Origin of the sequence: Microbulbifer guangxiensis, from assembly GCF_021729075.1 — a bacterium.
Taxonomy (GTDB): Bacteria; Pseudomonadota; Gammaproteobacteria; order Pseudomonadales; family Cellvibrionaceae; genus Microbulbifer; species Microbulbifer guangxiensis.
The window spans coordinates 224,613-245,561 of the sequence record NZ_JAJSAQ010000002.1; the positions used below are offsets into that span (position 1 = coordinate 224,613).

Below are 20,949 nucleotides of genomic sequence, written 5' to 3' on the forward strand. Positions count from 1 at the left end.
TTTGGCAGTCTGTTGTTGTCTTCTCTTTCTGCTGCTCTGCAGGGCGTAACCTCTCCCTGATACACCAGGGAACCTCTGACCGAATCCGTAATATCTCTGCGGGTCCTGAAGGCTGCAGATGCAAGACGCAGCTTGCCCCGAATGGCTCAAGCCCTTTGCAAGAGCTGCAACGAAGCAGCTGGGGCCTTCAGGGCCCGCCCGGAGGGGCTTTCAGAGCGGTTCACACTCTGCGTTGCAGCTTCTTGGAAGGTCTGGACATTCCTGCAAAGCTGCGCCTTGATTGTGAACCGCTCTGAAAGCCAGAGGCATCACGGATTTGGTCAGAGATTCCCTCTTTCACGCCTGTCCATTGGCATGCGAGCCGACGATTCCCTTCACTGTAACACTGGTCGGCTGCTCGAAAATGTCGGGGCGGGCACAATTCCGACCCGGTCCCCAAACAAAAAAACCGGCAATTTCCGTGCCGGTTTTTTTCAACTCCCGGCTCAGACCGCCAGGATGGGTTTGACGTAGGAGATTGGGGACTCTTCTTCATCTTCGAAGGTCACCATTTCCCAGGCGTCTTCCTGCGCCATCAGGGTGCGCAGGGACTTGTTGTTCAGTGCATGCCCGGACTTGAACGCCTTGTACTCGCCGATCAGGCTGGTGCCCAGCAGGTACAGGTCGCCGATGGCGTCCAGGATCTTGTGCTTCACGAATTCGTCTTCGTAACGCAGGCCGCCCTCGTTGAGGATGCGGTACTGGTCGATGACGATAGCGTTGTCCACGCTGCCGCCCTGTACCAGGCCCTTGGAGCGCAGGTACTCGATTTCATGCATGAAACCGAAGGTGCGCGCGCGGCTGACTTCCTTCACAAACGAGGTGCTGGAGAAGTCTACGGAAGAGGACAGATTGCGGCCCTGGAACACCGGGTGATCGAAATCGATGGTGAACGAGACCTTGAAGCCGTTGAACGGCAGGAAGCTGGCGACCTTATCGCCCTCTTCCACGGTGACCGGCTTCTTGATGCGCAGGAATTTCTTCGGCGCGGACTGCTCCTGGATGCCAGCGGACTGGATCAGGAATACAAACGGACCGGCGCTGCCGTCCATGATCGGTACTTCCTGGGCGGACAGCTCGACCACGGCATTATCGATACCCAGGCCCGCCATGGCGGACAGCAGGTGCTCGACGGTCGCCACGCGGACATCGTCTTTCACCAGGGTGGTGGACAGCAGGGTGTCACCCACGTTCTCGGCGCGGGCTTCAATTTCTACCACCGGATCCAGATCGGTGCGACGGAAAATAATGCCAGTGTCCACCGGCGCCGGCTTGAGGGTCAGGACGACCTTCTTGCCAGTGTGGAGGCCCACGCCTGTGGCGCGGATAGCATTTTTCAGTGTGCGCTGTTTGATCATGTATTCGTGTTTTCCCAGTCGGTAAGCGGCTCGAGCCGCAGCAAGCCGGCAATCCTAGCAGAATTGACACGCCAAGACCACCAATAAGATGACAGTCATCCTGACTACCCTGTCACAACGCCCCGCCTGTCATACAGACAATGCTGACAAAGGTTTCAATCCTTCCCTTTCAGCTTAGTCCAGTGCGAAGACTGCTGCGCCATGGCCCTATTGTAATGCGCTTCCCTGGGCACACGCTGTCAATAAAAGTAAACCCGGGTTAACCCGGGCTACTGCTCCGACCGCATGGTCAATCGTGCCGATGTGCATTCTGATCCGATCAGGCACCGAACCACTCGCCGCCGAGGCGGTTGCCCGGCCCGAGGGCCGGGCGGACATGAGCGGTGTATTTGCCTCGCCTGCGCGGCGGTTCGGTCCCTGGCGCATCATTCACACACCGGAGTCACGACTGTCCGGATCAGTCCGCCTGGCGACGCAGGAATGCCGGAATATCCAGGTATTCCATGTCGTCGGGCGAGCCGAGAGGGGCAGTAGCCGGGCGCCGCGGGCGCTCGACCTCGACCTCGGCACGCGGACGGCTCGCCGGAGCCTGACCAGTTTGACCAACGCGGGGCTCAGCAGGTTCCGAACGACGGGGGGCAGTGTTGTCCACCACCTTGGTCGGGCGCGCCGCCTGCTGGGTGGCTTCGCCCAGGCCGGCGGCGACCACGGTCACCCGCATCTCGTCACCCAGCTTGTCGTCAACGGCGGTGCCGATCACGACTGTGGCCTCGTCGGAGGCGATTTCCTGCACGATTTCCGCCACTTCGGAGTATTCACCCAGGGTCAGCTCCGCGCAGCCGGCTTCCTCGCTACCGGTGATGATGTTGACCAGGATACCGCGGGCGCCCTGCAGGTTGACGTTGTCCAGCAACGGGCTGCGGACGGCTTTCTCGGCCGCTTCGCGGGCGCGGTTCTCACCCACGGCAGCACCGGAGCCCATCATCGCCATGCCCATCTCGGACATGACCGTGCGTACGTCGGCGAAGTCCACGTTCATGATGCCCGGGCGGATCATCAGGTCGGCAATGCCCTGCACTGCACCCAGCAGCACGTTGTCGGCCTCCTTGTAGGCAGACTTCATGGTGACCTTGGCACCGAGGACTTCCATCAGGCGGTCATTCGGAATGGTGATCAGGGAGTCGACCTTGTCGCGCAGCTCGAGGATGCCCTCTTCCGCCACCAGGGTGCGCTTCTTGCCCTCCAGCTTGAACGGGCGGGTGACCACTGCGACCGTCAGGATGCCCAGGTCTTTGGCGACCTCGGCCACGATCGGTGCACCACCGGTACCGGTACCACCACCCATACCGGCAGTGATGAAGACCATGTCTGCGCCCTGCAGCACCTCGGCAATGCGGTCCCGATCTTCCATCGCCGACTCGCGACCCACGTTGGGGTCGGCACCGGCACCCAGGCCGCGGGTGATGTTGTTGCCCAGTTGCAGGATGGTGCGGGCCTCGATGTCCTTGAGTGCCTGGGCATCTGTGTTTGCACAGATAAAGTCCACGCCCTCCACTTCGCTGGCGATCATGTGCTTCACGGCATTGCCGCCACCGCCGCCGACACCGATTACTTTGATGACAGGCTTGTCCTGTACGCTATCGACTAGTTCGAACATTGCTGTTCCCCTTTTTTGCTCATGTCAAAATTGTTATTCGTTCCTGAATTTCCAGAAGGGCCTGTCGAACCGCTACCCCTCTGGAGTGGCGGCTGTTAACCGCCCTTTTTCTTCTCTGCCCTTACAGGTTTCCCCGGAACCAGTGCTTCACCTTGTCCCACCACAGGTTTTCTTCCCGCAGCGGCCGCTGGCGATTTTCCGAATTATCTTCCCGCTGCATGGCATACATCAGCAGGCCAACACCGGTCGAATAGATCGGGTTGCTGACGATGTCAGTCAGCCCGGCAATACCCTGTGGTACTGCGAGGCGGACCGGCATATGGAAAATTTCCTCGGCCAGCTCCACCGCACCTTCCATCTTTGAGGAGCCGCCAGTCAGTACAACGCCGGCCGCACACAGGTCTTCAAAGCCACTGCGGCGGAGTTCCGCCTGCACGAGGGTGAAGAGCTCGTCGTAGCGGGGTTCGACCACTTCCGCCAATGCCTGGCGGGACAGGTCCCGCGGTGCGCGATCGCCGACACTCGGTACCTTGATGGTCTCGCCCTCGCGGGCCAGTTTGGCCAGCGCACAGGCGTACTTGATTTTCAGCTCCTCGGCGTGCGGCGTCGGTGTGCGCAGCGCCATGGCAATGTCATTGGTCACCTGGTCGCCGGCAATCGGGATCACCCCGGTGTGGCGAATGGAGCCACCGGTAAAGACGGCGATATCCGTGGTACCGCCACCGATATCCACCATGCACACGCCCAGTTCTTTTTCATCGTCGGTCAGCACTGCGTAGCTGGAGGCCAGTTGCTCGAGGATGATGTCTTCCACCTCCAGGCCGCAGCGACGGATACACTTCTCGATATTCTGTGCCGCGTTCACCGCACCGCTGACCAGGTGCACTTTCGCTTCGAGGCGCACACCGGACATGCCCAGCGGCTCCTTCACACCTTCCTGGTTGTCGATCAGGTATTCCTGCGGCAAGGTGTGCAGGATTTTCTGGTCGGCCGGGATGGCCACTGCGCGGGCAGCGTCGATCACCCGGTCCAGGTCCTGCTGGGTCACTTCGCGGTCCTTGATCGCCACGATGCCGTGGGAATTGAGGCTGCGGATATGGCTACCCGCAATACCGGCATAGACCGAGTGGATTTCACAGCCGGCCATCAGCTCCGCTTCTTCCACCGCACGCTGAATGGATTGCACCGTGGACTCGATATTGACCACCACGCCTTTTTTCATTCCGGTAGAGCGGTGGGAACCGATACCGACGATGTTCAGCTCTCCCGCACCAGTGACCTCGCCAACGATGGCCACCACTTTGGAAGTGCCGATATCCAGCCCCACGATCATGCGGTTATCGGATGCTTGCGTCATTCTTCTACCAACCTCGCTGAACCTCTCCGTCCGTTATTGGTAATAATCGGTCAGGGACGGGTTCTCGCTTTTATTGCTGTTTGTATTGTGCCGGCTTTTGGCCGCGTTTATTGCTGTAATTGACTCAGTTTGTTTTATCGATTTCTCGCCACTGCACTGCCAGGGCGTTACTGTAACGCGTATCCACACGCGCTACTTTTTCCAGGTGTGGCGCCAGCACTCCGCGGCTGAGTTTCATAAAGCGGTTCACCCGCTCCAGCAACTCGTCGTGCCCGAGGTACAGCTCCACACCGGAAACCAGTTCCAGGTGCCATCCTGCCAGGTCATCAAACGTCAGCCGTTTGACTTCCATATCCCGTGTTGTCAGCAGCCCGGCCAGCGCCTGGTATTGCAACAGAATTCGCGCCACCAGTTCCTCGTCGCCCGCCAGTTCCGGCAAGCGGCCGGTCTCTAGGCCCTCGGGCCGCGGCAGCAGTGCGCCACTGGCCACGAGCAGTTTGTCCTTGCCCCACACGGCCAGAGGGCTCGCTTCCTTGACCGCCACCTCGACCCCGCGGGGCCAGCGGCGGCTGACCGAGGCCTCGGTGATCCAGGAGTGCTGCAACAGCGCCTCCTGCATACCGCGGATATCCACCGTCAGGAACCCCCGCTGCAGATAGGGCAACAGGATTTCCTCGACCTGCCGCTGCGACACCGCCTTGAACGGCCCCTGTACCCGCACCTGTTGCAGCGCATCCACGCGGCTCAACTCGTTGACCGGCACCTGACGCCACAGCCACAGGCCGCCGTAGGCGACGGATAGCACCGCCGTGGTTGCAAACAATACCAGCAGCAACTTTCCCAGGCCGCCACTGCCCTGGACGGAAGTCTCCGCCCGCGGACTGGCACCGCGCGGTTTGCGCTGGGCTTTTTCGCTGTTGCCGCTGGCTCTCTTCACGCTCTGTTTACGCTCCCTCACTGGTATCGCCGAGGCGCCACTGAGCCAGCTGTTGTGCCAGCGCACCCACATTACCGGCACCCTGGGTCAGCACGATATCACCCGGCTCCAGCAGATCCGCCAGGATCGGCGGCACCTGCTCGATGGTTTCCACAAAGATCGGGTCCACCTGCCCACGGTTGCGCAGGCTGCGCGCCAGGGTGCGACCATCGGCACCCGGTATCGGTGCCTCACCGGCGCTGTACACATCCAGCAGCACCAGTTTGTCCACCTGCGACAACACCTGCACGAAGTCCTCGAACAGATCCCGTGTACGGGTGTAGCGGTGAGGCTGATAGATCATCACCAGGCGGCGCTCCGGCCAGCCGTCCCGCACGGTCTTGATGGTGGCGGCAACCTCACGCGGGTGATGGCCGTAATCGTCCACCAGCATGACTTTCTCGGCACTGGCATCATCGCTGACCGCGTAATGGCCGTAAATCTGGAAGCGCCGGCCGACACCCTGGAAGCCCAGCAGGCCCTGCCGGATCGCCTCATCGCCGATGCCTTCATCCGTTGCCACAGCGATGGCCGCGGTCGCATTGAGCACATTGTGAATGCCCGGGGTGTTGACACACACCTCCAGCACATCGCCTTCCGGGCGCTGCACCTTGAAGTGGCTGCGTAACGGCTCCTGATTCACTTCGACGATGCGGAAGTCATTGTCCTCACCAAACCCGTAAGTGGAGACCGGCCGAGAGAATTTCGGAATCACATCACGCACGTTCTCATCGTCACCGCAGACCACTGCCAGACCGTAAAATGGCAGGTTGTGGACGAAGTCGATGAAAATCTGTTTGACCTTCTCGAAATCGCCGCCGTAGGTCTCCATATGGTCGGCGTCGATATTGGTGATCACCGTGACCATCGGCTGCAGATGGATGAACGATGCATCGCTTTCGTCAGCCTCGGCAATCAGATAGCGGCTCTCACCGAGGGCGGCATTGGCCCCGGCCGCATTCACCAGGCCGCCAATCACGAATGTGGGATCCTTGCCATCCGCGGCAAAAATGGACGCGATCAGGCTGGTGGTGGTCGTCTTGCCGTGGGTACCGGCCACGGCAATGCCATAGCGGTAACGCATCAGTTCACCGAGCATTTCCGCACGGCGCACCACCGGAATGCGGTTCTCCCGCGCAGCGACCAGCTCCGGGTTGTCCTCGTGTACTGCGGAGGAATTCACCACCACATCCGCGTCGCTCACATTGTCCGCGCTGTGGCCGATCTGCACCTGCACACCCAGGTCCCGCAGGCGGCGGGTGACCGAGGACTCCTTCAGGTCAGACCCCGACACTTCATAGCCCTGGTTCTGCAATACCTCGGCGATACCACTCATGCCGGCGCCACCGACACCAATAAAATGGATACGGCGGATGCGGCGCATGGCGGGCACGCTGTAGCTGCTCTGTTCCACTGCTGCTTCCTTACTCATTGGTTTCTCACTGCCTCCGCCGGATTCTCATTTGGTGCCTATCATGGCCGCACAGGCCGCGACCACTCGCTCAGTGGCATCGGTACGGGCCACGCTGCGGGCGGCCTTGGCCATTGCCAGCAGCTTTTCCGGCTGAGCGAACAGGTCGCTCAGCAATCCGGCCATCTGCTCGGCACTCATCACATCCTGCTGCACCACAATCGCGCCGCCGGCCTGCTGCAACCACTCCCCGTTCTTCGTCTGGTGGTCATCGATGGCAAAGGGGAAAGGCACCATGATTGCCCCGACCCCGGCGGCCGCAACTTCCGAAACTGTCAGGGCGCCCGCGCGGCAGATCACCAGATCTGCCTTTGCATAGGCGCCGGCCATGTCGGCGATAAAAGGCACCACATCTGCCTCGACCCCGGCCTGGCGGTAGCTCTCGCGGGCTACATCAAGGTGGCGTTGGCCAGCCTGGTGGGTCACATGGGGGCGGATGGATTCCTCCACCAGTGACAGCGCCTGCGGCACGACTTCGTTAATCGCCACCGCACCCAGGCTGCCACCCAGCACCAGCAGACGCAGCGGGCGTTCGGTGGCAATCCGCTCTTCCGGCGCCGGCAGCTGTGCGATTTCCTCACGCACCGGGTTGCCTACCTGCTCACCGCCGCCGAGGCCACTGGGAAAGGCTTCCAGCACCCGGTTGGCAATTCTGGCCAGCAGACGGTTGGTGGTGCCGGCAACCGCGTTCTGCTCGTGTATCAGCAGCGGGATACCCCGCAGTCGTGCCGCTACACCACCGGGCCCGGTGGCATAGCCGCCGAAGCCCAGGACCGCATCCGGCTTCACCTGGTTTACTACGGCCAGTGCCTGTTGCACGGCGCCGGCAATCTTCAGCGGTGCCTTCAGCAGGGCCAGCTTGCCCTTGCCGCGCACACCTTCCACGGTGATGAAGTGCAGCGGAATTCCGGCCTCAGGAATCAGCTGGGCTTCGATACCGCGCTCGGTGCCAAGCCACTCCACGTCGGCACCCTGGGCCTGCAGTGCCCTCGCGACGGCAAGCGCCGGGAACACATGGCCACCGGTGCCGCCGGCCATCAGCAGAAACTTCTTGCCGGCAAAATCCTGGCTCGGCTGCGGACTCAAAGTCTTTTCAACCATCACGCGGCCTCCCCCTGGGTTCTGTCACCCAGTTGCAGGGGGTTGAAAATTGGCAACATGCGCACGCTGCCGCCTTTCTGCTCGGCGCCGGACTCCTGCAGCTCGGCCTGAATGCGCAGTGCCAGCGCAAACAGGGCACAGCAGATCACCAGGCTACTGCCGCCGGAACTCACGAAGGGCAGCGTCAAGCCCTTGGTCGGCAACAGTCCGGAGGCCACACCCATATTGACGAAGGCCTGGCCGGCGAGCAGTACGGCAATCCCGAACGCCAGCAGTGCGGCAAAGAACTGTTGTTTGGCCAGCGCCTGACGCACCAGGCGCAGCAGCGACCACGTCAGCGCAGCAAACAGACCGATCACCATCAGCCCACCGACAATGCCCCACTCCTCGGAAAGAATGGCGAAAATAAAATCCGTGTGCGCCTCTGGCAGGTAAAAGAGTTTCTGCACACTGTTACCGAGACCAACCCCCAGCCATTCGCCACGACCAAATGCGATCAGTGACTGGGTGAGCTGGTAACCACTGGCAAACTGGTCCCGCCACGGGTCCAGGAACGTGGTCAGTCGTTGCAGCCGGTACGGGCTCATCAGTGCCATCGCCGCCAGGGCGCATGCCGCCAGGCCTACCAGGGTGAAAGTGTGCGGGAGCCGCGCTCCTGCCAGGAACACCATCGCCAGCACCGTCCCGGAGATCACCACCACCGAGCCGAAGTCCGGCTGCAGCAACAGCAGCAGGGCTACCAGGCCGAGGATCACCACCGGCACCATAAAGCTGCTCCAGTGGCGCAACTGCTGATTGCGGCGCGTCAGGAAGCTGGCAAAAAAGACCAGCAGGCAGAACTTTGCCACCTCGGCCGGCTGCACGGTGATCGGTCCGAACGACAGCCAGCGACGGCTGCCATTCACCTCACGGCCGATGCCAGGCACCAGCACGATCAGCAGCAGCAGGCATGAGAACAGCAGCAGCGGCCACGACAGGCGCGACCACGCCGACAGCGGTACCTGGCTGACCACCCCGGCGACCACCAGGCCCAGCACCAGGAACATCACGTGCCGCTTGAGGAAAAACCAGGGATCGCCATAGATATCGCTGGCGAAGGCGATCGACGCGGAAGCCACCATCACGACGCCGATACTCGCCAGCGCCAGCACGCTGAACGGCAGCACCCATTCCGCCTTGAAACCATCGCTGCCGCCGGCAGCAAGTTGTTGCAACTGTTCAGCAGTGCGGCTCATTGCGCACCTCCCGCCGGGACAGTGGCCTCGAGCGCGGTCACCGCGCGGCGGAAGTCCTCACCGCGCGCCTCAAAATTGCGGTACATATCAAAACTGGCGCAGGCCGGTGACAGCAGTACGTAATCACCGGGCTCGGCCATTGTCATTGCGGTTGCCACTGCCTCGTCCATTGTGCGGGCGGTCTGCGTGCGGCAGGCAGCGGCAAGTGCAGCGCCAATTTTGGGACCGTCGACACCGATGGTAACCAGCCCGCGCAGGTTGCCGGCGACCTCTGCCAGCGGCGCGAAGTCGGCACCCTTGCCCTCACCGCCGGCAATCAGCACGATCTTCTTATCGGCTGATCCCAGCCCTTCCAGGGCGGCGCGGGTAGCACCGACGTTGGTGCCCTTGGAGTCGTTCACAAAGACCACATCATTGATGTCGCCAATACGCTCACAACGATGCGTGAGGCCGGGGAATTCCCGCAGCACCGCCAGCATCGCCTCCATCGGCAGGCCCACAGCCTGGCCGAGGGCGAGTGCCGCAAGCGCATTGGCCGCATTGTGACGGCCCACCATGGCCATGTCGGACAGCGGCAGCAATTTGTTCATGCCACAGGCGAGCCACTCTTCACCATCCACTGTCCGCAGGCCAAACTGGCCGAGATCGGGCGCATCCAGGCCGAAGGTCCACTCCCGTACGCCCTGAGCCAGCGGCGCGCGGGTGAGCGGATCATCCCGGTTGACCACCAGCTGCTGCGCGTGGCGATAGATCCGCTGCTTGGCTGCGTGGTAGGCCGCCATACTCGGATAGCGGTCCATGTGGTCTTCACTGAGATTCAGGATGGTGGCTGCGGTCACTGGCAGGCTGTGGGTGGTCTCGAGCTGGAAACTCGACAGCTCCAGCACGAATAGCTCCGGCAACGGCTGCTCCAGCAGGTCCAGAACCGGCACACCGATATTGCCGCCCACGGCGACCCGCACACCGGCACGCTGCGCCATCTGCCCGACGAGGGTGGTCACGGTGCTCTTGCCGTTGGAACCGGTGATGGCCGCAATTTTCGGTGGCTGCTGCAAGCGATTCATTTCCTGCGCGAACAGTTCAATATCACCGACCACGGGAATACCCTCGGCCAGGGCCCGCTGCAGGGCCGGCTCGGCCAGCGCCACACCGGGGCTGGCGATCACTTCACTGGCTGACAGCAGCGTCTCTTCATCGAGCGGGCCAAGCTGCACCGGCACCTGCGGGAACTGCTCGCGGAACGCATCCAGCCCGGGCGGCTGCGCCCGGCTGTCGAGCACCACGGGTACGCAACCGGCACGCAGCAGGTAGCGCACCACCGATACACCGGTAGCGCCCAGCCCGATTACCACTCTCTGCTGTGAAGTTGCGATCAAAGTCATCCGTTCAATTTCCAGTGCGCCGTGCGCTCTTTATGCTCTTGTGTCCGTCTTGTGCCTGTTCTTCCGTCGATCCGTTCCGGTCTTCTGTTTCGACCCTCTGCTCCGCTGTGTCCCCAAGCCGATCAGCGCAGTTTCAGCGTTGCCAGGCCTGCCAGTACCAGCACCACGGTGATGATCCAGAAGCGCACGATCACACGCGGCTCCGGCCAGCCTTTCAATTCAAAATGGTGGTGCAGCGGTGCCATGCGGAAAATCCGCTTGCCGGTCAGCTTGAACGAGGCCACCTGCAGGATCACCGAAACTGTTTCCATCACGAACACACCGCCCATGATGAACAGCACGATTTCGTGCCGGGTGATCACCGCGATGATGCCCAGCGCTGCACCGAGGGCCAGCGCGCCCACATCGCCCATGAACACCTGGGCCGGGTAGGTGTTGAACCACAGGAAACCGAGACCCGCGCCACCGAGGGCTGCACAGAAGACGGCCAGCTCACCCGCGCCCGGAATCGAGGGGATATGCAGGTAGTTGGCAAATTCCACGTGACCGACCAGGTAGGCGATGATGCCGAGCGCACCGCCCACCATCACCGTCGGCATGATCGCGAGGCCGTCGAGACCATCGGTCAGGTTCACGGCATTACTGGAACCGACTACAACGAAATAGGTCAGTACGATGAAGAACGCCGGCCCCAGGTCGATGGCAATATCCTTGAAGAAAGGCACGAAGAACTGGGTTTCCGCCGGGCTGGTGGCGCTCATGAAGAGATAAATCGCCGCACCCAGGCCCGCGATGGACTGCCAGAAATATTTCCAGCGGGCAATCAGACCGCGCGGGTTCTTCTCGACGACTTTCTTGTAATCGTCGACAAACCCGACGGCACCGAAAACGAAAGTCACCAGCAGCACGACCCATACATAGCGGTTACTCAAGTCCGACCACAGCAGGGCTGCGGAAAAAATCGCAGCGAGGATCAAGGTGCCGCCCATGGTGGGGGTACCGGACTTGCTCAGGTGGGTCTGCGGGCCATCGTCCCGCACCGCCTGTCCCACCTGCAGCTGGTTCAGCCAGGTAATCATGCGCGGGCCAACCAACAGGGAAATCCCCAGCGCCGTCAGCGCACCCAGGATCGCGCGCACGGTCAGGTAGTTGAACACCGCAAAGGCGCTCACGTGTTGTTGCAGTAATTCTGCCAGCCAGAGCAGCATCAGTTTTCCTCTTGCGCGTCTGCGCTTTCCGTCAGTGCCTGCACAACGCGCTCCATCCGCGCGCTGCGGGAACCTTTCACCAGCACTGTGGTGTTCTTGTCCAATTCGCGTTTCAGCGCCTCTACCAGCGCCTGATGTTCGCGAAAGTTATGGCGCGGCTTGCCGGTTCCCTCAGCAAAAGCCACGCTGGCCGCCATGCCCAGCGGTCCCAGGGTAAAGAGCGCATCCAGGCCGCGGTCGCGGGCCAGCTCTCCCATCTCGCGGTGCATCCGCTCCGCGTCTGCTCCCAGCTCTGCCATGTCGCCAAGAACCAGTATTTTCTTGCCATGGCGCTGGGCCAGGAGTTCGATCGCAGCCGACACGGAGCCCGGGTTGGCGTTGTAGCTGTCGTCGATCACCGTCTCGCCACCGAGGCCCTGATGTACCTGCAGGCGGCCACCCACAGAACCGGCACGGGCGAGGCCGGTGGCGATTTCCACCGCGGGAATGCCCGCAGCGAACGCACAGCCGGCAGCGACGAGTGCGTTGTGCACATTGTGTTCACCCAGCAGCTGCAGCTGTACCGGGTGGGACACCTCGTCGATCACCAGGTCGAATCGCGCACAGCCGCGCTCATCCATGGCGATGTTATCGGCGTGCACGGCACAGTCGTGGCCGAGGCCCACTGCCAGCGTTTTTACTTCATCGGGCATCTGCCCCAGCCAGTAGCGGGCATAGTCGTCGTCCGCATTGATGACCGCGGTGCTGCCCGGTGCCAGGGTGGTGTAGATCTGCCCTTTCGCAGCCGCGATACCATCCACGGAACCAAAGCCCTCAACGTGGGCGGGCATCACATTGTTAACTGCGGTGATCTGCGGCTTGCCGATACCACAGAGATAACCAATGTCGTCGGGGCCATTGGCGCCCATCTCCAGGATCAGCACCTCATGCTCCGGCGTGAGCCCGAACAGGGTCATCGGCAGACCAAACTGGTTATTCAGGTTGCCGCGGGTCACGCATATGTTGTGGCGCTGTGAAAATATCGCCGCCAGCATTTCCTTGACCGTGGTTTTGCCACAGGAGCCGGTAATGGCCACCACCGGCCCCTGGAACTGTTCGCGACACAGCAGCCCGATCTGCCCCAGGGCAACCGTCGTGTCTGGAACCACCCACTGGGGCAGCGATACTCCGGGGATCTCGCGCTCCACTACCAGGCCGAGGACCTTGCCTTCCAGCTCGGAGGCGAAGTCATGGGCATCGAAGTTCTCACCGACGAGCGCGACAAACAGCCCCTGCTCATCCAGTTTGCGGGTGTCCGTGCACACCCGATCGAAGGTGACCGAACCGTTGACCAGCTCGCCACCGAAGCGTTTCTGCAGCTGTTCCAGGGTCAGCGGCGCGATCATGTGCGCATCCCCTCGTCATCCGCCGAGGCGTGCCGCTTGGCCAGTGCCGCCGCCGCCTGTTCGCGGTCACAGAAGTGGAAACGCTCGCCGCCGATGATCTGGTAATCCTCATGGCCCTTGCCCGCGATCAGCACGATGTCGCCGGGCTGGGCGCCGGTAACGGCGATCTCGATGGCCCTGGCGCGATCCACTTCCACCTCTATATTGCTTGCGGCACCCTCGAGAATGTCATCAATGATCTTCTGCGGATCCTCACTGCGGGGATTGTCGCTGGTGACGATGGCGCGATCCGCCATCTCCGAGGCGATACGGCCCATGGGCGCACGTTTGCCGCTATCCCGATCGCCGCCACAGCCGAAGACACACCAGAGGCGACCGCGGCAATAGGGCCGGGCTGCCGCCAGAGCTGCGCGCAGGGCATCCGGGGTGTGGGCGTAATCCACCAGCACACTGACTTCCTCGTCCATGCCCTCGACGCGGACGCGTTCCATCCGGCCCGGTACAGCACGGATCTTCGGGAAGGTATCGAGGATCTCCTGCAATGGCATGCCCGAGGCAGCCACCGCCGCCACCACCGCCAGGGCGTTGTGGATATTGAAGTCACCGATCAACGGTGCCTCCAGGCGGCCGGAGCCCCATGGCGTTGTCAGCTGCACGGAGAAACCGGTCTCGTGCCGGTGCAGATCGGTGGCGTGCAGATCGCCGGCTTGCAGGCCGTAAGTGATGACTTTCAGGTTGCGCAGCCGGCAACGGTCGGCCAGCTGGGCACCGAAGGGATCGTCCAGATTGATGATGCCGCGCTTCAGTTTCGGCAGCCCGAACAGCTTCTCCTTGGCGGCGCCATAGGCGGCCATGCTGCCGTGGTAATCCAGGTGGTCCCGCGACAGGTTGGTGAAGATGGCGGTATCGAAGATCAGGCCATGCACCCGCCCCTGGGCCAGTGCGTGGGAAGAAACCTCCATCGCCGCAGCTTTCACGCCCTGGTCGCGGAAAGCGGCATAATCGGCCTGCAGACGCACCGGATCGGGTGTGGTGAGCCCCGTATCCTCGAGGGTGATGCGCCCATCTTTCCAGATGCCGTTGCCGATGGTCCCCATGACGCCGGCGCTGCCGAAGTGATGGGCCAGCAGCTGCGCAGTCAGGTAGGCGCAGGTGGACTTGCCATTGGTGCCGGTCACCCCCACCAGGTACATGGCCTCGGTGGGGTTGTCATAGAAACGGGCGGCGATTTCGCCGACGCGCTTGGCCAGTCCCGGCACGGAGACCACCATGACCCCTTCACGGGTGATGGTGTCCAGCTGGTCGCCATCGGCGAGTACTGCCGCCGCACCGGCGTGGATGGCATCGCCGATGAATTCACGGCCATCCACCACGCTGCCCCGCAGGGCCATGAACAGGTCACCGGCACGCACCTGGCGGCTGTCCAGTGCCACACCGGAAACTTCCACGTCAGGGATGCCGGCGTAGCCCGGGACCAGTTGCTGCAGGGAAACTTTGCGCTGATTCACGATTTGTTACCTCTCTCGCCCAGCTGCACGGCCAACTGCTCCTCCGCCGGCGGCACCTCTTCCGGCGGCACCTGCAACAGTCGCATGGCACCTTCCATGACCGCGCCGAATACCGGGGCGGCCACTTCACCGCCGTAGTACTTGGCCTGGCTCGGGTCGTCGATCACCACCACCGCCGCGAGGCGCGGGTTGTCGGCGGGAATAAAGCCGGCAAATACTGAGCGGTAGCGGTTCTCCGCGTACCCGCCACTGCCCACCTTGTGGACGGTGCCGGTCTTGCCGGCGACGCGATATCCCTCCACGGCTGCCCGGCGGCCGGTGCCTTCTTTACCGATGACTGTTTCCAGCATGGCAGTGACCTGCTGTGCCAGCGCATCCTCCACCACACGCTCCGGCTCGACGGAAGCCTTCTGCCCGTCGGCCAGAACCAGCGAAACCGGGCGCTTGAGCCCGGCATTGGCGATGACACTGTAGGCCTGTGCAAGCTGCACGGCGTTTACTGTTAAACCGTAGCCGAATGCGAAGTTGGCCCGCTCGATTGGATGCCATCGACTTCGACTGGGCAGGATGCCCGCGGCCTCGCCCGGGAAGCCGCTGCCGACCGCTTCACCGAGACCCAGGCGGTAAAAGAGTTCCCGCAGGGTATTTGGTTCCAGGTCCATGGCGATTTTTGTGATACCGACCTGGCTGGACTTGGTGATCACCCGGGTCAGGTCGATGCGTCCGTAGTTGATCGGGTCCACCAGGGTCTTGCCCGGCAGGCGGATATAGCCCGGGCTGGTGTTGATGGCGGTATGCGGCCGGTAGCGACCGCTCTCCAGGGCTGCCAGCGCGGTCAATGGCTTGACGGTCGAACCCGGCTCGAACTGGTCGATCAGGGCGCGGTTTCGCATGGCTGCGGCTGTCGCGCCCTTGCGGTTGTTCGGGTTGAAAGAAGGCTGGTTGGCCATGGCCAGCACGTCGCCCGAGCGGGTGTCGAGAATCACCATAAAGCCGGAAGCGGCGCCATTTTCATTGACGGCCCGCTTCAGCTCCCGGTAGGCGAGGTACTGCAGACGCATGTCGATGGACAGGCGCAGGTCGCGGCCCGGACGCGCCTCGCGCTTGGTGGCCAGATCCTGCACCGTGCGACCCTTGAGGTCCTTCAACACCTGCTGCTGGCCAGGCTGGCCCGACAGCCAGTTGTCGTAAGCAAGCTCCAGGCCTTCCTGACCGCGATCATCGATATTGGTAAAGCCCAGCAGCTGTGCCACAACCTCACCGGCAGGGTAGAAACGGCGGTATTCTTTCTTGCTGTAGACACCGGCGATATCCAGCGACAGGGCGCGACCGGCCCGCTCCGGCGACAGGTGGCGGCGCAGGTACATGAACTCCTTGTTGGCGTACTTCTGCAGACGCTTGGCGAGTGTCGCCGGCTTCATTTCCAGCGCGGCCGCCAGCTGGCGCAGCTCAGCTGCAGAGGCTTCCTTCAGGTGCTGGGGATTCGCCCACAGTGTCTGCACCGGGGTGCTCACCGCCAGCAGCTCACCGTTGCGGTCGAGAATGGCGCCGCGATAGGCGGCGATTTCTTCGGTGCGGATGGTGCGGGCGCGCCCCTGATCCTGCAGGAAGCGGTAACCGCGCTCCTCCTCGGGCAGAACCTGCAGGCGCGCCAGGTGAAGAACCAGAACCACGGCCAGCAGGCACAGCAGTATCGCCACCAGCGCAAAGCGCCAGCGGGCAATACCCGGCTGCAACTGCTGTTTTTTGACCGCGCCCATGAAATTCTCCAACAGGCCCTGATTAAAATTATTGTTCCGGAACCAGGACTCGCTCGTCAGATTCCGGCATATGCATGTTCAATTTTTCCCGCGCCACCTGCTCGATGCGCCCGTAGGCGGACCAGGCGCCCTTTTCCAGCAGCAGGCGCTCCTGCTCAAAGCGCAGTTCATCCCGCTCCTTCTGCGCATCGACCAGCTCGGCGGTCAGGGTGCGACTGCGGTGGGTGGTGTGCACCACCGACAGCGCCGAAGCGATCACCCCCAGCCACAATCCGGCCAGCAGCAGTCCCCGCTTCGCTGTCATGGCTGTGCCTCCGTGCCTAGCTTCTCAGCGACCCGCATCACGGCACTGCGGGAGCGGACGTTCTCACCAAGCTCTTCCGCTTCTGCCTTGACGGCTTTGCCCACCGATCGCAGCGTTTTCGTGATCTGACTGTCCATAACCGGCAGCCCGCGGGGCAATGTAGGCCCGCGCTCTTTGTCGCGGATAAAACGCTTCACCATGCGGTCTTCCAGTGAGTGGAAACTGATCACCACCAGACGCCCACCGGGAGCGAGCAGGTCAATCGACTTATCCAGCGCCCGATGCAGGTCTTCCAGCTCACCATTTACATGGATGCGAATGGCCTGGAACACCCGCGTGGCCGGATGCTTGCCCTTTTCCCAGGCGGGATTGGCCTCCTTGACCACCTCCGCCAGGTCCAGCGTGCGCTCGAAGGGGCGCTCAGCCCGCCGACGCACGATGGCTGCCGCCATGCGGCGCGCGAAGCGCTCTTCGCCATACTCCCTGAACACTCGCGCCAGCTCTGCCTCGGACTCCGTGTTGACCCACTCGGCAGCACTGATGCCGTGGGTGGTGTCCATGCGCATGTCCAGCGGCCCATCCTGCATAAAGCTGAAACCGCGCTGGGCCTGGTCCAGCTGCGGGGACGATACCCCCAGGTCCAGCAGAATCCCGGTGACCCGGCCGGCCTCATCCGCCGCAGCCCGGTCCATGTCGGCAAAAGAGCCGTGCCATATGGACAGCCGCGGGTCGCCGGCAAAGCGTTCGTTGCCGTAGGCCACCGCCTCTGGATCCTTGTCGATCGCCAGCAGTCGACCGCTGGCGCTCAGCCGCTCGAGGATCGCGGCGCTGTGACCCCCGCGCCCGAATGTGCCGTCTATATAAAAACCGCCCGGATCGATGACCAGGGCGTCCACGGCCTCGCGCAACAACACACTGCGATGCAACTCTTGTGACACCCGGGGCATCTCCTCTCTAATTACAGTGACAGCGAGGCCATTTCCTCCGGCATCTCGCCATCCCCTTCACTGCTGTCGAGCCATTCCATCCAGCGGTCCTCGCTCCACAGCTCCAGTTTCTTGCCCTGCCCGACCAGCATCAGCTTCTTCTCCAGCCCGGCGTACTCGCGCAGGGTGGGGGGAATCAGCACGCGGCCGTTGCCGTCAACCTGCAGCTCACAGGCATAACCGATCAACAGCCGCTGGGCGCGGCGGGCCACTTTATTAAAGCTAGACAGCGATTCGATCTTTGGGAGAATTTCCTGCCACTGGGGCTCGGGGTACACCAGCAGGCAACGCTCTTCGGTATGGGCCGTCACCACCAGGTTACCGGCACACTCCTCCATCAGCGTGTCGCGAACGCGCGCCGGAATCGCCAGACGCCCTTTTGCGTCCATATTGATTGCGTGGCTGCCGAGATACACGAATGTGCCCGATTGAAACCCTGGTTATGCCCCCTCAAACCACCGGGGTGCGCGTTATTAACGGAGAGTTTTTGTGCGTTTTTTGGTCAAGCGAAAGTAAATCCCCACTCACTCGCCCACATGAACCACCAAAACCCACAAATCTCCACTTTTCTCCACCTCCGACACTATAAATCTGGATGGTGCAAAGTCAAGGAAATAGGCGAGGGGAAAATGAAGAAAGCCCAGTAATTTCGCGGGCTGCGGGGTTAATGAAGCTTAAGGCCGGCAATTTTTCCGCCAAATTCTCCAGGCTGAAGCGAGCACTCACTTCCCCAAACCTGAGAGACCACTTTAAGTTTCAGCCGGAGGTGATTGAATGCAGGTATGCTAGCGAACGCTCACACCAATTTGCTTGCGTTTTGAGCTTCAGTCGAACGGGCGATACCGAAGAGCCCACCATTGGCAGGAAAACATGCCAATGCCACCGGGTCTGGCGCATAATTCCGATCAGAGCCTTCCCAGATCCGGAAGCCCCCAGACAAAATAAGGACACAATCCGTGAAACAGTTGCTGCTCGGCCTCGCCTGGATACTGGCCATCGCCACTGGGGCCGCCGCCGGTGATAACGGCAAGGTGTACATCCCCCTCGATAACGCCATGGAAGCTGTCGACACCACTCTGTCAAATGCTAAAGAGCACAAAAAACGAGCGCTCATCATCATGGGCGCCAACTGGTGCCACGACAGCCGCGCGCTGGCCACCAACCTCCAGTCACCGGAGATTGCTGGCGCTGTCGCGGATGCTTTCGAGATCCAGTACGTGGATGTGGGCTACCTGGCAAAGAACTTCGACATCAACCGCCGCTTCGGCCTGCCGGTGATCTTCGGCACCCCCACCGTGCTGGCCATCGACCCGCAAACCAACCGGCTGCTCAACCGGGATTCCGTACATATCTGGAGCAGTGCCGCCAGCTATAGCGCTGTGGAGACCCTGGAAAAGCTCAACGCCCTGCAAGCTCAGCCGGCAGCGCGACAGTCAGAACCGGAGGCATTAGCCCGGCTGACGGCTCAGATCGATGAATTTGAACAGCAACAGGCCCAACGCATCTACCACGGCTACAGTATCGTCGGCCCGATGCTGGCCAGCTACAAGGCGGGAGAAAAACCGGAAGACTTCGAACGCTATTGGCAGCAGCTGTACGAAATGCGCTCCCAGCTGCCACGCGATTTACAAAACCTGCGGAGTGAAGCTCAACTGCGCGCAGCCGCCGGTGACAAAGGAGTCCGACTGGAATTTCCCGAATACTCCGCGTTTGATTGGGAAAAACCCGTAAGACAATTAACTGAAACAAAGTGAGACAAGCGATCAGATAGGGGCGCCACTCCAATAACCGCCAAAATCATACTCCGCTGGCATCACTCAAATCAGCCAACCCCTACCATATTGCCATCAGAACTGGGGGGCATGGATGCTTTGAGCCTCCTGATCGAATCGACTCCGACAATGATGAGACACAGCAGGCTGGCGATAACGTAGACAGAAATCAATCTGCTATCGATCGCTCTGCCGCGTAAATAACCATTATAGTAACCGCTGTGAAAGTGTCGCGCTTCACACGGCAACACGGGGAAGCTGCCTATTGATTAGCCAGGCCAGCCTCTGCTTCCGGCACTGTAAATTTCCAAACGGCGAGGAGACCTGGACCGACACGAAGTTCAGAATTGCCTATGCGCTCTACGTGCTGCGCCTTGACAGGACTATTGAGAGTAAACTTCAACTCAGCCAGTCCGTGCCTTCCTTTTTCAGCAGGTATAAGTACGATCTCCTCTTCCTGCCCGATCATTCGAGTTTTTCCATCAACCTTTGCGACCTTGTACCCTCCAGCCAAGAACATTGGCATCACTTGATCAATGGCATGCTTCTCCATGTTGAATGCCACATATGAGACATCACGGACAAGCTTTTCTCGATATTCATCGCCAAGATATCGCTCCCGACTGATCAGGTCCCCTTCCCCCTCCGGCGGTTCTTTTTTGGCTGCTGGGTTGTCAAGGTAAGAAGGGACATACTCCATCGCCCAGAAGGTTACCCTGTCACTTTTCGCGTCAAGGCCGACCGTATGAAACCAATCTACTTCGACACCGTCGAAATTACGCCTGCGCATATTACGAGAGAAGCTAGCACCTGACTTCACCAGATAGCGCTCGATCGAGTCAATCCCACCGACCACCTCTGGACTGATTGCGAGGCCAACATCTCCGACCTTGTAACCCCCATAGTCACCTAAAGAAAAAAACTCGACATAGGTCGATCGACCGCTGACATAACGACCCGTCCAGCTCTCTCCACCCTCGGCGGTAACCACTAATTTTTCATACTCAATAAATTCAGGTAGGTATTTGGATTGTTCGATTGCCTGAATCGTTTCTTGGTCAAGCACTGCAAACAAATGATTGAGAAATGCGGTTTGCTTCGGGGAGGCCTGCACAAATGCACTCAGACCAAAAGTTAGCGCCAGCACCGCCAGTCGGTTCCATGTTTTCATAATATTCACTCAGTGTATTTCCCGATCTGCACCGCATCTAACAGATACCCAAGTCATGCAGCCTGTTATCCTTAATTCTTACCCAGGCGAACAACACGCTTAATGCTACAGGTATGTCATCGAAGAGCAGGCATTTCTAGCAGATTCCCCTCGTGACAGGTGACAACTTTACCGCCTCAAGTACTGCCCCCGGTTAAATCGAGCGCTACAGCCTCTTGACGGCAAAACTCCCAGTAAACACCAATTGGATCAAGAGAGAGTTCACTCGCGAGCATTAGG

General features: G+C 61.1%; 17 protein-coding genes. 1 reads left to right on the top strand and 16 read right to left on the bottom strand.

Translation table 11 applies throughout. The annotated features are described in order from the left end of the window. Window positions 1–485: 485 nt before the first annotated feature. From lpxC to mraZ, 15 genes are all read right to left on the bottom strand, one after another. A complete protein-coding gene (gene lpxC / locus LVD12_RS05165; protein ID WP_237066177.1) occupies window positions 486–1,397 on the bottom strand; it encodes a UDP-3-O-acyl-N-acetylglucosamine deacetylase in 912 nt (303 codons plus the stop codon). A 457-nt stretch (window positions 1,398–1,854) separates the two neighbouring features. Beyond that, complete coding sequence (gene ftsZ / locus LVD12_RS05170; protein ID WP_237066179.1) at window positions 1,855–3,054, bottom strand: cell division protein FtsZ; 1,200 nt, start codon at window positions 3,052–3,054, stop codon at window positions 1,855–1,857. Window positions 3,055–3,175: 121 nt separating this feature from the next. Continuing rightward, the gene (gene ftsA, locus LVD12_RS05175) at window positions 3,176–4,411 is read right to left on the bottom strand and encodes a cell division protein FtsA (RefSeq protein ID WP_237066180.1); all 1,236 of its coding nucleotides are present in this window, start codon (window positions 4,409–4,411) and stop codon (window positions 3,176–3,178) included. Window positions 4,412–4,535: 124 nt separating this feature from the next. Continuing rightward, window positions 4,536–5,348 (bottom strand): cell division protein FtsQ/DivIB, encoded by an 813-nt coding sequence (locus LVD12_RS05180; protein ID WP_237066182.1) that lies wholly within the window; start codon window positions 5,346–5,348, stop codon window positions 4,536–4,538. Between the two features lie 7 nt (window positions 5,349–5,355). Then, the gene (gene murC / locus LVD12_RS05185; RefSeq protein WP_237066184.1) at window positions 5,356–6,819 is read right to left on the bottom strand and encodes a UDP-N-acetylmuramate--L-alanine ligase; all 1,464 of its coding nucleotides are present in this window, start codon (window positions 6,817–6,819) and stop codon (window positions 5,356–5,358) included. 27 nt (window positions 6,820–6,846) lie between these two features. Continuing rightward, window positions 6,847–7,959 (bottom strand): undecaprenyldiphospho-muramoylpentapeptide beta-N-acetylglucosaminyltransferase, encoded by a 1,113-nt coding sequence (gene murG / locus LVD12_RS05190; RefSeq protein WP_237066187.1) that lies wholly within the window; start codon window positions 7,957–7,959, stop codon window positions 6,847–6,849. Beyond that, window positions 7,959–9,194, bottom strand: a complete 1,236-nt coding sequence (gene ftsW / locus LVD12_RS05195; protein WP_237066189.1) for a putative lipid II flippase FtsW — start codon at window positions 9,192–9,194, stop codon at window positions 7,959–7,961. Before ftsW ends, murG begins: the two co-directional genes overlap by 1 nt. Further along, window positions 9,191–10,576, bottom strand: coding sequence for a UDP-N-acetylmuramoyl-L-alanine--D-glutamate ligase (murD, locus tag LVD12_RS05200; protein WP_237066191.1), 1,386 nt, complete (start codon window positions 10,574–10,576; stop codon window positions 9,191–9,193). The genes ftsW and murD overlap by 4 nt, the downstream gene beginning before the upstream one ends. A 122-nt stretch (window positions 10,577–10,698) precedes the next feature. After that, window positions 10,699–11,784, bottom strand: a complete 1,086-nt coding sequence (gene mraY / locus LVD12_RS05205) for a phospho-N-acetylmuramoyl-pentapeptide-transferase (RefSeq protein ID WP_237066193.1) — start codon at window positions 11,782–11,784, stop codon at window positions 10,699–10,701. Beyond that, the gene (locus tag LVD12_RS05210; protein WP_237066195.1) at window positions 11,784–13,169 is read right to left on the bottom strand and encodes a UDP-N-acetylmuramoyl-tripeptide--D-alanyl-D-alanine ligase; all 1,386 of its coding nucleotides are present in this window, start codon (window positions 13,167–13,169) and stop codon (window positions 11,784–11,786) included. Before LVD12_RS05210 ends, mraY begins: the two co-directional genes overlap by 1 nt. After that, entirely contained in the window at window positions 13,166–14,677 is a 1,512-nt protein-coding gene (locus LVD12_RS05215) for a UDP-N-acetylmuramoyl-L-alanyl-D-glutamate--2,6-diaminopimelate ligase (RefSeq protein WP_237066196.1), read from the bottom strand. The genes LVD12_RS05210 and LVD12_RS05215 overlap by 4 nt, the downstream gene beginning before the upstream one ends. Beyond that, a complete protein-coding gene (locus LVD12_RS05220; RefSeq protein ID WP_237066198.1) occupies window positions 14,674–16,437 on the bottom strand; it encodes a peptidoglycan D,D-transpeptidase FtsI family protein in 1,764 nt (587 codons plus the stop codon). The genes LVD12_RS05215 and LVD12_RS05220 overlap by 4 nt, the downstream gene beginning before the upstream one ends. Window positions 16,438–16,465: 28 nt before the next feature. Beyond that, window positions 16,466–16,741 (bottom strand): cell division protein FtsL, encoded by a 276-nt coding sequence (gene ftsL, locus LVD12_RS05225; RefSeq protein WP_237066200.1) that lies wholly within the window; start codon window positions 16,739–16,741, stop codon window positions 16,466–16,468. Continuing rightward, on the bottom strand, window positions 16,738–17,679 hold the full coding sequence (gene rsmH, locus LVD12_RS05230) for a 16S rRNA (cytosine(1402)-N(4))-methyltransferase RsmH (protein WP_237066202.1): 942 nt from the start codon (window positions 17,677–17,679) through the stop codon (window positions 16,738–16,740). Before rsmH ends, ftsL begins: the two co-directional genes overlap by 4 nt. A gap of 20 nt (window positions 17,680–17,699) precedes the next feature. Further along, complete coding sequence (gene mraZ / locus LVD12_RS05235) at window positions 17,700–18,143, bottom strand: division/cell wall cluster transcriptional repressor MraZ (RefSeq protein ID WP_237066203.1); 444 nt, start codon at window positions 18,141–18,143, stop codon at window positions 17,700–17,702. Window positions 18,144–18,683: 540 nt separating this feature from the next. Between mraZ and LVD12_RS05240 the strand changes: the two genes are divergently transcribed. After that, the gene (locus LVD12_RS05240; protein WP_237066205.1) at window positions 18,684–19,481 is read left to right on the top strand and encodes a thioredoxin family protein; all 798 of its coding nucleotides are present in this window, start codon (window positions 18,684–18,686) and stop codon (window positions 19,479–19,481) included. Window positions 19,482–19,761: 280 nt separating this feature from the next. On the opposite strand, the gene LVD12_RS05245 is transcribed toward LVD12_RS05240, so the two are convergent. Beyond that, the gene (locus LVD12_RS05245; RefSeq protein ID WP_237066825.1) at window positions 19,762–20,670 is read right to left on the bottom strand and encodes a DUF5829 family protein; all 909 of its coding nucleotides are present in this window, start codon (window positions 20,668–20,670) and stop codon (window positions 19,762–19,764) included. Between the last annotated feature and the right edge of the window lie 279 nt (window positions 20,671–20,949).